This window comes from Neobittarella massiliensis (ex Bilen et al. 2018) (assembly GCF_900289145.1).
GTDB lineage: Bacteria > Bacillota > Clostridia > Oscillospirales > Ruminococcaceae > Neobittarella > Neobittarella massiliensis.
This window is the reverse complement of record NZ_OKQO01000001.1, coordinates 426,750-441,298: the sequence shown is the minus strand read 5'-3', so window position 1 is coordinate 441,298 and position 14,549 is coordinate 426,750. Positions and strand designations below refer to the sequence as shown.

Sequence of the window (14,549 nt, the reverse complement as noted above, 5' to 3'; positions counted from 1 at the left end):
ATTCTATCATCTTGTCACAACCTTTTCAATTCATTCACAGATTTTATTTGATTTTTAGCATTTGTACGGTATAATGCTCTTATAGTATCCCCCCTGCTTTTCTGCCCGCTGCACGGCGGGCGGCGGCACAGGGGCTGGGGCCGGTATCGCGCCCCGTTTTCGGCGCCGGGTACGACCGGCGCCTTTTATAGCGGCGGCTATAGGCGGCTGGTACCGCGGGCAGCAGATGGTATCCTGTCGGCCGGCTGCGCGGGCCCGGGTAGACCGGGTCTGCGCGCTCTACACCTGCCGGGCCGCTCTATTGTGAAATAATCAGGAGGTGTTCTTTTGGCATCCTTTGTTGGACAGGAATGTCCGGTCTGCCACCAAAAATTTGGTGACAGCGAGCAGATCGTCGTGTGCCCGGAGTGCGGCACACCCCACCACCGGGCCTGCTATTTTAAAGAGGGCAGATGCGCCAACGAGGCGCGGCACGCCGACGGCTACGTGTGGGAACCGGAGAAGCTGCCCGGACAGGAGCAGCCTGGGGCGCAGGCGCCCCAGGACTCGCCGGCGACCGGCGGCGACCCCAGCCAGAATTATCAGATTCCTTGCCCCCACTGCGGGGCGGCAAACCCCCAGGGGGCCAGCTTTTGTATCTCCTGCGGCAAACCCATGAGCAGCCAGCAGGAGTCGGCCTTTCAAGGGGTGGGCTTTGGCGGGTTCCAATTTGACCAGCAGGCCATCCGCTACGGCGGGGTGAGCCCTACCGACACCATCGACGGCATACCGGTGGCGGATATGGCCGAGTTCATCGGGCCCAGCTCGGGCTATTACCTGCAGGCCTTTAAGCGCATGGACATCAGCGGCAAAAAGCTGTCGTTTTCGTGGTCGGGCTTTTTTATCAGTCCGCTCTACACGCTGTTTCGCAAGATATGGCCGTTGGCAGTGCTCTGTCTGCTGTTTACCACGGTGATGAACCTGCCCACCCTGATCTCGCTGTTTGAGAGCGGCGGCAATTTGGACACCATGATGAACATGCTCAACAGCGACCGCTTTTTGACCTTCTCGTACATCTCTACCCTGCTGATGATGGTGTACCGAGTGGTGTTTGGACTGTTTTCCAACTACTTCTACCGCAGGTCGGTGGTGAGCAAGATGCGCAAGATACAGGAGAAAGGGCTGCCGCGAGAGGAGACCTTGGCGCTGTACCGCAAAAAAGGCGGCGTGAGCCGGGCGGCGATCCTGATCTTGCTGGGCATATACCTGGCAGCCAGCTTTTTGATGGTGCTTGCCCTGGATATCTGACCGAAAACCAGAGGGCCGCAGGCCCCTGACTGATAGAAAAAAGAGAGGATCGACATTCATGATGCAAAGACGTGTGAGAAAAGCGGTCATCCCCGCGGCGGGAATGGGCACCCGGGTGCTGCCGGCCTCGAAGGCCATGCCCAAAGAGATGCTGCCCATCGTGGACAAGCCGGCCATCCAGTACATTGTAGAGGAGGCCGCTAAGAGCGGCATTGAGGAAGTGCTCATCATCACCTCCCGCGGCAAGAGCATTATGGAAGACCACTTTGACCGCGCCCCGGTGCTGGAACAGAAGCTACAGGAGAGCGGCAAGGTGGAGCTGTACCGGGCGGTGATCGAGAGCGCCGACCTGGCCAACATCACCTATGTGCGCCAAAAGGAGCAAAAGGGGTTGGGGCACGCCATCCTCTGTGCCAAAAATTTTGTGGGCGATGAGCCGTTCGCTGTTTTGTACGGTGACGACGTGATCATTTCGGAGGAGCCGGTCTGCGGTCAGCTGATCGCCGCCTACGAGAAATACGGCAAGGCCTGTGTGGGCATTAAAGAGGTACCAGCCAGCGACATCAGCCGCTACTCCTCGCTGGCCGTACAGCCGCTGGAAGAGAATATCTACGCCATCGACAATATGGTGGAAAAGCCCCAGACTCCTGAAGAGGTGTTGTCGCTGTTTTCGATCCTGGGCCGCTGTGTGCTGACGCCGGACATCTTTGAGATCCTGGAGCACACCGCCCCCGGCGCCGGCGGCGAGATCCAGCTGACCGACGCTATGAGAGAGCTGGCCCTGAACCGGGGCATGGTGGGCGTCGACTATGTTGGCAAGCGCTATGACATGGGTAACAAGCTGGGTATTTTACAGGCCATCGTAGAGGTGGGGGTAAAACACGCCGAGGTGGGCGAGGACTTTACCCGCTACTTGAAAGCCTTTGTCGAGACGCTGTAGCTTTGGTATTTATGCCGATCTGAAGAGAGAATTTTTGGTAAAAAAAGCTGTTTGGCTGTTGGTTTTGATTGACAGCCCACAGCTTTTTTGTTATAATTAAAGTGTTGCTTTATGCAACATCCTTGCTCTCTTTCAGTGAGAGAGGGCCGAAAGTCCAAAAGGAGGTGCAACAAAAATGGCTAATGTGAAATACGAGACTGTCTTGGTTTTGAACACCAAGGAAGGCGAAGAGGGTATCAAGGCTCTGATCGAGAAGTTTTCGAACCTGATCGCCCAGAACGGTACTGTCGACAACGTCGACGAGTGGGGCAAAAGACGTCTGGCCTACGAGATCGATGACGAGACCGAAGGCTACTATGTCCAGATCGACTTCACCAGCGAGCCCGAGTTCCCCGCTGAACTCGACCGCGTGTACAAGATCACCAGCGGCATCCTGCGCACACTGATCATCAAGAAAGAGCAGTAAGGGAGGAAGGGTTACCATGCTGAATATTGCAGCGATCATGGGAAGACTCACAGCCGATCCTGAGCTCCGCCAAACACCTAATGGCATATCGGTCACCTCGTTTTCGGTGGCTGTTGGGCGTTCTTACGTCCGCCAGGGTGGCGAGCGCGAGACTGACTTTATCAATGTAGTTGCCTGGAGAAGCACTGCTGAATTTGTGTGCCGCTACTTTAAAAAGGGACAGATGATTGCCGTGAACGGGTCGATCCAGACCCGCAATTACGTCGACAAAAACGGCAATAATCGCACCGCTTTTGAGATCGTGGCGGACAATGTGCACTTCTGCGAGAGCAAGGCCTCGGCGCAGCAGAGCACTACCTTTGCAGTGCCGCAGCCCCCTGCCGCCCAGCAAAACAGCGATGTGATGTCGTTTGAGTCGGGCAGTGTAGGTGATTTTGAAGAGATCGCGTCGGACGACGATCTGCCATTCTAGACGTAAAGGAGGAACACTACCGTGGAGAAAGAGACCAACAACACGGCTGCCAGCACCACTGCTGGCGCCAGCAACAATACTGCCCCCCGCGAGAACCGCGAGCGCAGACAGGGCGGCCCTCGTGGCGGCAAGCGCTCTCGCCGGAAGGTTTGCGCTTTCTGCGTAGACAAGGCCGAGACCATCGATTACAAGGATATCGCTAAACTGAGAAGATTTATGTCTGACCGGGCAAAGATCGTTCCCAGAAGAGTGACCGGCACCTGTGCTTTCCATCAGCGCGCCCTGACCACTGCGATCAAGCGCGCCCGGCATCTGGCACTGCTGCCCTACACCAACGACTGAGTTTTTGGTGACCGAGCGATAAAACGGCATGCGCTGACAGCGCGTGCCGTTTTTTGGTTGTCATATCTACCTAACAACCAACGGGCACAGCAGTTAAAAGAGACGCCCTCGAGCGGCAGATGTCGCTGGGGGCGTCTCTTTTTTAAGCACGGCTACTTATTAAATAAAAATCATGTAAGCTGATCACTGGCTCACGTATACCAGCAACGTCTCTTCGCCCGGTGTGACCTCGGTGCCGGCAGACAGGTCGGTCTCGACCACCACCCCAGAGGCCTCGCCGCTTACGGCCTGACGGGGAATGATGGTATACTGGATGCCCAGTTCTTTGAGCTTGGCCTCGGCGGCGGCCTGACTCGCACCAATGAGGTCGGGCACCGGTACCTTTTCTTTTCCTTTGCTCACGGTAAGGGTGATGATATCTCCCTCCTCGATGCTGGCACCCACCGACGGGGAGACCGAGATGACCTTACCGGCTTCATATTCGCTGCTGTAGGACTCAACTACTTTAAAGGTATAGGTAGCCTGCAGCTCGCTATCAGCCTCGATATCCGAGAGATTCATCCCCTCCAGATCGGGGACCTTGAGCGGTTCGCCCTTAGAGCTGCCAGAGCTGGAAGACGACGAGGAACTGCCGGAGGAGGACCTGCTGCTGGAAGAACTGGAGGAGGACTTTGCCGAGGAACTGCCGCCGTCAGGCGTGCTGTCGTGCAGCATAAAAAAGGCGATCACCGAGCCCAATATGACCAGACCGGCGGCAATAGCCGCCACCATCATCACCAGCTGCCGGGTGGTTTTGACCTGCCGCTTTCCGCCCTTTTTTGCACCGTTATCTCCCCTTTTTTGCTGCTTATCAGGTTGGGGGGGAGCAAAGCGATTGGTGGCCTCCAGCGGGATAGCCACCGTGGGTTCATCGTCCACGACCGGCTCGCTCTTTGTGGCTGGCTGCGGCACCGGCTTGGCCAGGATCGAGGCAAACTGCTCGACGGTGTGCACCCGGTGCTTGCTGTTGAGCACCAGTGCGGCGGCGATCGCGTTGGAGATACGGCGATCGATACTGGGGCTGAGCTCGGCGGCAGGCACCAGCGTATCGCGCTGCAGACGATCGACTGACAGTGGCGGCCGAGTGCCGGTGACGCACCGGTACATGGTGGCACCCATGGCGTATAGGTCGGTCCAGCTGCCCTGCCAACCGGTGACGCTGTACTGCTCGGGGGCGGAGTACCCCTCGAACAGCTCACAGTCGAGCTCGGCATCGGCAGTGCGCAGGCCGGCAGTGGCAAAGCCGCACAGACGCACCTGCCCGTCGGTACTGACTAAGATGTTGTCGGGGCAGATGCCGCCGTGGATCATTCCCTCACGGTGCATTTTGGAGAGAGTCTTGAAAAACGGCTTGAGAATGGTGAGCAGGTCCTCACCGCCGATCTCGCCCATGGTGCCCGAAAGCACTGCGCTGAGACTTTTGCCCTCGAAGTACTCGCGGCAGATATAGACGGTGCTGTTGTCTTTAAAGACGCCGTGGATCTGGTAGAGCGCCTCACATTCGTCCTGCAGTTTGCTGATGTTGTGAAACAGATCTACAAAGCTGGTGAGCACCGTTTTGAACTGCATAAAGTGCTCCTGCTCCACCAGGATATGGCCGTTTTGATCGCGGTACGATAGATTTTGGGGGAAGAACTCGCGCAGTACCACCCGCTGCTCTTTTTCGCCGTCGTAGGCGATATAGGTGATCCCCTCCCCGTTTTGGTGCAGTACCTGGCCCAGCCAAAAACGCTCGGCCACTACCGTACCTACCGGCAGAGCATTGGCCGGGTTTTGGATGGACTGGTCGAAGTGGCAGTTGGAGCACTGCCCCTTTTCGTTGAGTATGTGCATGCAGCGGCTGCAGCGGCCGCTGCCCCTTATGTATCGGGTGTCGCTGTCGGGCAGGTGGGCGGGCATGTTCTGTTCGGTCATCTGATTACACTCCCAGTCATCTATCGAAAAGCGCTGTATACACGGCACATATTGCCAAAAACGCTATCATTTTGAGTACTAAGCTTGTTTTTTAGGATACCTTCTTTTTACAAGAAATTCAAGTGTAGAAAGCAGAGGCAGGCCGTATATTGCCTGCCTCTGCTTTCTTGTGATGGTCATTTATCAGACAATTTTACCACGACCATATCTTCATACAGAGCAACTGAACCATCGCTGGGCCAAACTGGCATATTTTGGGCATATTGTTCACCTTTTCTGATCTGCTCGATACTCGGTCTCTGATATATATAGCCCAATGTATCCATCAGTCCAGAGATGCGGATCTGTGCACCCTGTTCAGTCGTGGCATCCCACTCAAAAAATGAATGTCCAATCACGCTTTCCCGGTACAACCCAGGCACATTTGGTGTGTTGTGTATCCCCACATAGACTACTGGCAAATCGGGAAACTCTCCACGTCCTAGTTTGCCAACTTCGTATGAGATTTTATTGGCCAAAGAAACATCACTCTGGTAGCGAAGGTAGTCGCTGTAAAGCATACGCGAGAGTACCGTCGCCTGATAGAAACAAAACGTCAAACCAACTAGGGTAGTCAGTACACGCACCTTGAAAGGCTCAATCCGGGATACCAGAAAGGAGAGACCTATGGCTACAACAGCCGGCAGTGCGAGCTGTACGCGGGCATCTATTGCCGACCCCAGGAGCGTCGGCATAAGAAATGGTGTATAAAGAAAAACAGCTGCAGCAATAAAAAGCCACCACTTGCCCGTATTCTTTTTAAAAAGCTGGGCAAACACATAGGTGATTATACCGATAGATACAACTAAAAACAGCCTGTTGTAAAGTACGCCTTCGCCCAACAAGATCGTTAAGCCATACCTACCAATATGATATATACAATCTAGCACGGATTCCTTGCCCCACAATATCTGATCCCGAATATAGGCAGAAGAAAAATCTGGACCAAAATAATGTGCTATAACGATCTTATTGATAATTGCGTATATGGCAAAAGAGATCAAAAATGTCAGTACCAGTGTTACCGCTGTCCGCAAATAATTCCGCGCTGGCTTACCTGGCTCCTTCTCTATCTCCTGTCGGCAGTAAAAGAGAAAACTTCCACCCACTACGCCAATATAAAAAGTATTTACCGACTGATAACAGCTAAACCCTATAGCAGCCGTCAGTACTGATAGAATAAGAAAAAGCATTCCGGCATCTTCTGTGATCCAACGATATACCAAAATCACTGAAATCACACAAAGGGCCAGCGCTAAAGCTACCTCAAAACTCTGAAGCATAAAATTGAACTGTTCAGAGAGAGATGGATAAGTCAAAAGTACAGCAGATGAAACCAGCGCTGCTATCTTCCCCTTCCTCCTATCCGACGTCAAGCTATAAAGTAAATAGCCTAAAAGCAGCCCTGTCAAGAGAAGTGCTAGCAACATCAAAAATGCCGTGACATATGGATTAAAGGGAACAAGAGCCAATATTTTTTTTAAATAGACTAGGCCAAATCTCCCAGAACTCAACCAGGAATTCAGAAGTCTATCCGGCTGACTAATCAGCACTTCGGTATCAATCGATACACTGGGATAAATTAGCTTTATTCCGTATGCGAACAAAAGAAAGAGGCTGCTGATAAACAAGACTAGTTTGCTATCGCGCAGAAAGGCGCAGAAACGAGACCACTCATTTGAAAGTGCATAACTTGCGCGTCTTTTTTTATTTGGCCGCAACTTCTCCATGTGACTCTCCTTTATATAGGGCTTATTCGGTCTCTTCCCAGTTGTGCCAGATAGCCTGTACGTCGTCGTTATCCTCCAGTTGGTCGATGAGCAGAGTCATTTTTTTGATCTGCTCATCGTCGGTGAGGGCAACATAGGTGGAGGGGACATATTCCACCTCGGCCGAGAGGAAGGTAAATCCCTGGTCCTCGAGGTACTGGCGGGCATCGCTGAAATCGGGCACTTGGGTGTAGCACTCGATGGCGCCGTCCTCAAAGCTGTAGTCCTCTACCCCGGCCTCGAGCGCATGCTCCATAAAGGCCTCTTCGTCTACGCCTTCGGCATCCAGTACGATAACACCTTTTTGGGTGAACATATAGGACACACAGCCGGACTGGCCCAACCCGGCGCCAAACTTATCGAAATAGTGGCGCAGATCGGCGGCGGTGCGGTTGCGGTTGTCGGTGAGGGCCTCGACCATGACGGCTACCCCGCCCACGCCATAACCCTCGTAGACGATCTCCTCGTAGGTGTCGCGATCCTCACCCTGTGCCTTTTTGATGATGCGGTCGATGTTGTCGTTGGGGACGTTGTTGGCTTTGGCTTTGGCGATGCAGTCGCGCAGCTTGGCGTTGGTGGTGGGGTCGGCCCCCCCCTCTTTGACCGCCACCGCCATCTCGCGGCCGATCTTGGTAAAGATCTTGGCGCGTTTGCCGTCGATCTTCTCTTTTTTCCTCTTGATGGTGCTCCACTTAGAATGTCCCGACATGGTGAACTCCTCCAAACATAAGTATGTGTATGGTTGGGCGCCGCTGGGCGCAGATACGCAGGCCCCCAGAGCAGCGGCCAAACTGTGTGGCCGCTGTGGGAAACGCGCTTGCTGGCTGTACCTATATGTAGCAGAGGGCCGAAGACCCCTGCCCTACTCGGCGGTGGGCGGCGGCTGTCCCTCCAGATCCAGCGTGAGCAGTTGGGCAAACAGCTGCTGCAGCCGCTGGTGTTCTCCCTTGAGGAAAAGATAGCCCCACAGCGCCTCGAACCCGGTGGCATAGCGGTACTCGGTGGGGCAGGCATTTTTGGGTACCGACATACCGCTGGCGTTGCGGCCGCGGCGAAAAATCGTCTGCTCCTCCTCGGTGAGGCTGTCGTACAAAAGCTGCATGGCCCGGTACTGGGCGCCGGCCCGCACATAGCGCACACAGAGTTGGTGCAGCTTGCCCGGCGGCATGCTGCCGTGCTGGCGCACCAGATGATCGCGGACCATCAGCTCGTACACCCCGTCGCCGAGAAAGGCCAGCGTGAGGGGGCTGATCTGTTTGGGGTTTTGGGGCATTACACAGCCCTCCTCTCTAAAAATATAGTTGCGCGTGCAGCTGTCTGCACCCGACGATACACTTTAAACCTGACCGACCTGCCCTGTTAAAAGATCGGCTACAGATCGGCCGCTGGTCATTGCCAGCTGTGTGCACCCCAAGCGACAGTATATACGCGATCCAGAACAGGATACTGGAAAGAGATCAGAATACGAATTCAAACTCGAAGTCGCCCACGCGCACCGTGTCGCCTTCCTGGATGCCCATCTCTTCTAACCGGTCGATGACGCCGCTCTGGCGCAGGATGCGCTGGAAGTACTGCAGCGACTCGTAGTCGTCCATGTTGACCGAGGCCAGCACCTGGTCGGCCCAGTCGGTCTCGACCACGTAGGCGGCATCGTCGGCGCGGTGGATGGTGAACCTGGTGAAATCGGTCTCGGGGCGCTCGGGCTTGACGAAATCAGCCTCGTAGCGGGAGATGGGGGGCAGCTTTTCCAGCTCCTGGGCGATAGCGTACACCAACTCTTCCAGCCCCTGCCGGGTGGCGGCGGAGATGGTGAAGTAGCGGTAACCCTGCCCCTCTACAAACTGGCGAAAGCGCTCGACCGCAGCTTCGTCGGCCAGCTCGCTCTTGTTGCCGCAGACCAGCTGAGGCCGGTCTGCCAGCAGCGCACTGAAATTTGAAAGCTCGCGGTTGATGGCCTGAAAGTCCTCGATGGGGTCACGGCCCTCCAGCCCTGAGACGTCGACGATGTGCACGATGAGCCGACAGCGGTCGACGTGGCGCAAAAACTGGTGACCCAGGCCCACACCTTCGCTGGCACCCTCGATGAGGCCGGGGATATCGGCCATGACGAACGAGCCGCCGCCCGGCACCTTGACCACGCCCAGCACCGGGCTGAGGGTGGTGAAGTGGTAGTTGGCGATCTTGGGTTTGGCATCGCTGACAGCGGAGATGAGGGTGGACTTGCCCACGTTGGGAAAGCCCACCAGCCCCACGTCGGCCAGCAGTTTGAGTTCCAGCACCAGCTCGAACTCCTCGCCGGGCAGACCCGGTTTGGCAAAGCGCGGCACCTGGCGGGTGGCAGTGGCAAAATGGGTGTTGCCCCAACCGCCGTTGCCGCCTTTGGCCAGCACCACCGGCTGCTTATCGGACATGTCGGCCATGACCTGACCGGTAGTGGCCTCTTTGATGAGGGTGCCCAGCGGCACCTTGATGACGATGTCTTTGCCGTCGCGGCCCTTACACTTTTTGCCCTGACCGTTTTGCCCGCGCTCGGCGGCAAATTTGCGCTTGTACTTAAAATCGACCAGGGTGGAGAGGTTGGTGTCGGCCACGAATATCACGTTGCCGCCCCGGCCGCCGTCACCGCCGTCGGGCCCGCCGGCCGCCACGTACTTCTCGCGGTGGAAAGCCACCGCCCCGTCGCCGCCGTCGCCGGCTTTTACTTTGATCTTTACGATATCTACAAACATTGGTGTGCTCCTGTCCGCTGCGCCAGAGATATGGCACAGCTTTGTCCCTGCGGCGCCAAGTGCGCCGCGCGTGTCCTGTGCACAGTTAGTATGGGCACAGGGCCAGGGCAAAAATCTGCTCTTGCGGCAGCAGCTGCACCCCGACAACATCAAAAACAAATCCCGAGCTTTCGCTCGGGATCGCCTGTGTGTTTACTAGTCAGCCTTGTAAACGCTCACTCTTTTGCGGTCTCTGCCGACGCGCTCGAATTTCACTTTGCCATCAACCATTGCAAACAGGGTGTCGTCGGAACCACGGCCGACGTTCTCGCCCGGATGGATGTGGGTGCCTCTCTGGCGGACCAGAATGTTGCCGGCCAGTACGAACTGACCGTCGCCGCGCTTTACGCCCAGCCGTTTGGCCTCGGAATCGCGGCCGTTTCTGGTAGAACCAACACCTTTTTTATGAGCAAAAAACTGGATACTTACTTTCAGCATGTTTCTACACCTCCGTATCGGTGACTTGTATGTGTTTTGGATGGTCCTGCATGAGCAGCGTGAGCTGCAGGTGCAGGGAGTCAAACAGTATCTGCGCTGTTTTGCCGCCGCCGGTGTACTCTATGGCGATCTCGCCCTCGGTAGCGGTGACGACTGCCGGCAGGTGTGCACACTCGGTCAGGGCGTTGGCGGTCATCTGCACGGCAGAGGTGACCGCCGCACAGACGATATCCTGACCGCGGTCGGCATAGCCGGCGTGGCCACTGCAGCGAAACTGCACTACCTGACCGTTTTGGCGGCAAAATCTGGCCTTAATCACTGCCGGTACTTAGGCGTTGATAGCCTCGATAGCTACCTTGGTGTACAGCTGTCTGTGGCCCATTTTGCGCTTGGAATCTTTTTTTGGTTTATAGGTGAAAACAGTGATCTTCTTGCCCTTACCGGACTTGATGACCTTACCGCTCACGGTAGCGCCTTTGACAACGGGATCGCCCACGGTGAGACCGTTGTCGCCCGATACCGCCAGGACCTCCTCGAAGGTGACCTCCGAGCCGTCTTCTGCGTCCAGTTTCTCGATGTAGATCTCGTCGCCCTGAGAAACTTTGTACTGTTTTCCGCCGGTTTGAATAATAGCGTACATACCTTGTACTCCTTCTCTATTAATCTCGCTGTACAGCAGGCGGGCGTTTTCCACTTGTGGCACGACAAAGCCGTACCGCCTGCAACATGCGGCTTACCCAGTTTAGCATAAAAAGGCGGCCACTGTCAATAAATTCCCACCCAAAACCCGCTATTTTTGCGGGTCTTTCGCCTGCCCTGCAGCCGTTAGGGTATTTTGCAGCAGCATGCTGATGGTCATGGGGCCCACCCCACCGGGCACCGGGGTGATGTGGGAGGCCACCTGTGAGACGGCGGCAAAATCCACGTCGCCGCAGAGCTTGCCATTTTGGTCGCGGTTCATGCCCACATCGATGACCACTGCCCCCGGTTTTACCATATCGGCGGTGACAAAGCCCGCCCGGCCGACGGCCGAGACCACGATATCGGCCCGGCGCACCACCTGCGCCAGCTCTCTGGTGCGGGAGTGGCAGATAGTGACGGTGGCATTTTGGTGCAGTAAAAGCATGGCCATGGGCTTGCCGACGATGTTGGAGCGGCCGATGACCACACATTCCTTGCCTGCCACCTCGACGCCGGTGGAGGCGATGAGCTCCATCACCCCAGCGGGGGTACAGGGCAAAAAGGCGTAGTCGCCGATCATGATGCGGCCCACGTTGACCGGGTGGAAAGCGTCGACATCTTTGTGCGGATCGATGGCGGCGATGACCGCCTTTTGGTCGATGTGCGGCGGCAGCGGCAGCTGGACCAGAATGCCGTGGATCCGCTCGTCTCTGTTGAGCTTCCGCACCAGTTCGATGAGCTCGGCCTGGGTGGTTTGCTGGGGCAGCGCGTACTCTGCCGAGTAAAAGCCCACCTCGGCACAGGCGCGCTTTTTGTTGCGCACGTATACCAGCGAGGCCGGGTCTTCGCCCACGATGACCACCGCCAGACCGGGCACGATGCCCCGCTCAGCCAGTTGAGCAGCCTGCTGGGCCACCCGCTGACGCACCTTTTTCGAGACGGCTCTGCCGTCGATGATCTGTGCTGCCATCATTACTCCTCCTCGATGATCCCCAGCTCCTCGGCCTCGACCGGCTGGGCGTCTTTTGCCGCTTCGGCCTCGGCCTGCTCGGCGGTCTCGCCTGTTGGGGAGATATCTGTCTCTCCGCTGTCTTGAGAGGCGGCTTTTTCTTTTTCCTGCTGCTTTTTGTTCTGGGCCGTCTGCGCCTCTAACCGGCCGACCTCGGTCATGCCGACAGGAGTTAGATAGCCCTCCTGGTGGCTGCTTTTTATTTTAGAGCGCACCACCAGCCAGATGACTGCCGTGGCGATGACACACAGGGCGGCCAGCAGTTGGGAGATGCGGATGCGGCCGATCATGAGACTGTCAGTGCGCAGCCCCTCGATGACGAAACGGCCGGCACCGTACCAGCCAATGTAAAAGAGGAACATCTCGCCGTCGAATTTGCGGTGTTTGGTGTAGAGATGCAAGAGCAGCAGACCCAGCGCACACCACAGCGACTCGTACAAAAAGCAGGGATGTACCGGCATGGTGGGGTCGACAGTGACCCCCAGATCGGCCAAATTGGCCGCGTGCAGCTGCAGGTAGTCATGGGTATTTTGGCTGTACATGCCCCAGGGAAGCGAGGTGTTGGCACCAAAGGCCTCCTGGTTAAAAAAGTTGCCCCAGCGCCCCAGCGACTGGCCGATCAAAAAGCCCATACCGGCTAAGTCGAGCACCGGCAGCACCCGCATTTTTTTGAGTTTGCAGGCGGTGACGCCCACCAACAGCGCCCCGATGATACCGCCGTAGATGGCCATGCCGCCGGTGCGGAAATTCAGGATACGCAGCGGATCGTCTTTGAACATATCCCAGGAATAGGCCACATAGTAGAGCCGGGCGCCGATGACGCCGCCGAAAAAGCCCCAGAAGATCACGTCGAGCAGTTTGTCGCTGTTGACGCCAAACAGCTTGGCGCGGCGGTAGGTGTAGAGCACCGCCAGCACCAGGCCCAGCGTGATGACCACAGCGTACCAGTAGATCTCGAAACTGCCGATCTTGAAAGCGACCTGACCGATCTGCAGATCGAGACCCAGGCCGGGAAAGGAAACGCGCATAGATATACCCCCTGTAGACCGCCCGCAGACCGGGGCGGCATGCATTAGCGATTGTTTGGATGTAGGCCGAGCGGGCGCCGGCCACTGCTCACTGCTTGGGCCACACCACCGACACGGCGCTGTAGCGGCGGTCGAGCACCTGCTCCAACCGCCGGCACACGTCGGCAAAGGTGAGCTGCTGCACCTGGTCGTAGGTATCGAACAGGCCCCCACCGAGCATCTGCGCCCCCAGCATGGCGGTGGCGATGGCCTCGGGACGGCCGAAGCTGCGGACATAGCGGCCATAAAGGCCCTTTTTGACCCGGTGGAAATCGTCCTCTCGCAGACCTTGCCGCCGCGCCTGCTCGATGCGGGCGTACATACTGTCGACAAAGGCGTCGGTCTGGCGGGTCTCGCAGCTGAACAGCAGGCTGTGGTAGCTGTCGCCGCTGAACACATCGTAACCGAAAGTGGGGCCGATGACCCCGCTGTCGTACTGTTGGCGGTAGAAATCGGTCGTCTCGCCCACCAGCAGCTCCAGCAGTACATTGTCGACCAGCCGCCAGTACCTATCGGCCACCGGCTGCTCTTTAAAGCCCAGTGTGACCAGCGGTGCCGAGACCTGCAGGGCGCATTCGGCGCGGGGGTGATCGATCTGCCGCGGCTCGTCGATGGGCACCCGCTCGAGGGAAAAGTCTCTCTGCTGGGCGCAGTAGACCTCGCACACCGCCAACATCTCTTGCGGGTCGATGGGGCCGGCGATAGACAGCACCATGTTGTGGTGGTCGTAATAGGCGCCGTGTACCGCCAGCAGTGTGTCGCGGTCGATCTCCTGAATGGACTCTACCGTTCCGGCGATGTCCACCCGCACCGGGTGATGCTGGTACAGGCAGCCCAGGATCTCGGTGGTGGAGCGCCAGTCGGGGTCGTCATCGTACATGCGGATCTCCTGGGCGATGATCCCTTTTTCCTTTTCGACGTTCTGATCGGTGAGGTAGGGATTTTGGATCTGCCGCAGCAGGATGTGCAGCGACTGCGGCACCTGCTGGGTGGTGGAAAACAGGTAACAGGTGCGGTCGAAGCTGGTATAGGCGTTGGCGTTGGCGCCGGTCTTGGCAAATTGCAAAAACAGGTCGCCCTCCTCGCTCTCGAACAGCTTGTGCTCGAGAAAATGGGCGGTGCCGGCAGGTACCTTGACCAGCTTGCCGCCGCTGTAGTAGCCGCTGTCCAGCGAGCCGATCTTGCAGCCTAAGATACAGTGGGTGGTGGAGAGACCGCTGGTGGGATATAAAAGCACCGTTAGCCCCGAAGGCAGCACCGCCTTGGTATAGCTGCCCAGCGCGGGGTGGGTGATGATCTGTCTGTCGTATCGCATGCT

General features: G+C 57.0%; 16 protein-coding genes. 5 read left to right on the top strand and 11 right to left on the bottom strand.

The annotated features are described in order from the left end of the window. Positions 1-327 precede the first annotated feature (327 nt). The 5 genes from C6Y32_RS02110 to rpsR all read left to right on the top strand — a co-directional run bounded on the left by C6Y32_RS02110 (position 328) and on the right by rpsR (position 3,507). Complete coding sequence (locus C6Y32_RS02110; protein WP_105203506.1) at positions 328-1,287, top strand: RING finger protein; 960 nt, start codon at positions 328-330, stop codon at positions 1,285-1,287. Positions 1,288-1,348: 61 nt separating this feature from the next. Next, positions 1,349-2,227, top strand: a complete 879-nt coding sequence (gene galU, locus C6Y32_RS02105; protein WP_105203656.1) for a UTP--glucose-1-phosphate uridylyltransferase GalU — start codon at positions 1,349-1,351, stop codon at positions 2,225-2,227. Between the two features lie 175 nt (positions 2,228-2,402). After that, a complete protein-coding gene (gene rpsF, locus C6Y32_RS02100) occupies positions 2,403-2,693 on the top strand; it encodes a 30S ribosomal protein S6 (protein ID WP_105203505.1) in 291 nt (96 codons plus the stop codon). A gap of 16 nt (positions 2,694-2,709) precedes the next feature. Then, a complete protein-coding gene (locus C6Y32_RS02095; RefSeq protein ID WP_105203504.1) occupies positions 2,710-3,165 on the top strand; it encodes a single-stranded DNA-binding protein in 456 nt (151 codons plus the stop codon). Between the two features lie 21 nt (positions 3,166-3,186). Then, positions 3,187-3,507 carry a 30S ribosomal protein S18 gene (rpsR, locus tag C6Y32_RS02090; protein ID WP_105203503.1) on the top strand — a complete coding sequence of 107 codons (321 nt, stop codon included), beginning with the start codon at positions 3,187-3,189 and terminating at the stop codon, positions 3,505-3,507. Between the two features lie 183 nt (positions 3,508-3,690). Here the strand turns inward: rpsR and C6Y32_RS02085 are convergent, their stop codons facing one another. From C6Y32_RS02085 to yfmH, 11 genes are all read right to left on the bottom strand, one after another. Continuing rightward, complete coding sequence (locus C6Y32_RS02085; protein WP_105203502.1) at positions 3,691-5,460, bottom strand: PASTA domain-containing protein; 1,770 nt, start codon at positions 5,458-5,460, stop codon at positions 3,691-3,693. Between the two features lie 176 nt (positions 5,461-5,636). Then, positions 5,637-7,229 (bottom strand): glucosyltransferase domain-containing protein, encoded by a 1,593-nt coding sequence (locus C6Y32_RS02080; protein WP_105203501.1) that lies wholly within the window; start codon positions 7,227-7,229, stop codon positions 5,637-5,639. A gap of 22 nt (positions 7,230-7,251) precedes the next feature. After that, a complete protein-coding gene (locus tag C6Y32_RS02075) occupies positions 7,252-7,977 on the bottom strand; it encodes a YebC/PmpR family DNA-binding transcriptional regulator (RefSeq protein ID WP_105203500.1) in 726 nt (241 codons plus the stop codon). Between the two features lie 153 nt (positions 7,978-8,130). After that, entirely contained in the window at positions 8,131-8,541 is a 411-nt protein-coding gene (locus C6Y32_RS02070; protein ID WP_105203499.1) for a Mini-ribonuclease 3, read from the bottom strand. Between the two features lie 184 nt (positions 8,542-8,725). Then, positions 8,726-9,997 (bottom strand): GTPase ObgE, encoded by a 1,272-nt coding sequence (obgE, locus tag C6Y32_RS02065; RefSeq protein WP_105203498.1) that lies wholly within the window; start codon positions 9,995-9,997, stop codon positions 8,726-8,728. Positions 9,998-10,192: 195 nt separating this feature from the next. Then, positions 10,193-10,474 carry a 50S ribosomal protein L27 gene (rpmA, locus tag C6Y32_RS02060; protein WP_105203497.1) on the bottom strand — a complete coding sequence of 94 codons (282 nt, stop codon included), beginning with the start codon at positions 10,472-10,474 and terminating at the stop codon, positions 10,193-10,195. A gap of 4 nt (positions 10,475-10,478) precedes the next feature. Beyond that, positions 10,479-10,793, bottom strand: a complete 315-nt coding sequence (locus C6Y32_RS02055) for a ribosomal-processing cysteine protease Prp (protein WP_105203496.1) — start codon at positions 10,791-10,793, stop codon at positions 10,479-10,481. 9 nt (positions 10,794-10,802) lie between these two features. Beyond that, positions 10,803-11,114: a 50S ribosomal protein L21 gene (rplU, locus tag C6Y32_RS02050; protein WP_105203495.1), complete on the bottom strand. Its 312-nt coding sequence runs from the start codon at positions 11,112-11,114 to the stop codon at positions 10,803-10,805. Positions 11,115-11,264: 150 nt separating this feature from the next. Beyond that, complete coding sequence (folD, locus tag C6Y32_RS02045) at positions 11,265-12,125, bottom strand: bifunctional methylenetetrahydrofolate dehydrogenase/methenyltetrahydrofolate cyclohydrolase FolD (protein WP_105203494.1); 861 nt, start codon at positions 12,123-12,125, stop codon at positions 11,265-11,267. 2 nt (positions 12,126-12,127) lie between these two features. Then, positions 12,128-13,192, bottom strand: a complete 1,065-nt coding sequence (gene lgt / locus C6Y32_RS02040; RefSeq protein WP_164998090.1) for a prolipoprotein diacylglyceryl transferase — start codon at positions 13,190-13,192, stop codon at positions 12,128-12,130. 88 nt (positions 13,193-13,280) lie between these two features. Further along, positions 13,281-14,546 (bottom strand): EF-P 5-aminopentanol modification-associated protein YfmH, encoded by a 1,266-nt coding sequence (gene yfmH, locus C6Y32_RS02035; RefSeq protein WP_105203492.1) that lies wholly within the window; start codon positions 14,544-14,546, stop codon positions 13,281-13,283. Positions 14,547-14,549 lie beyond the last annotated feature (3 nt).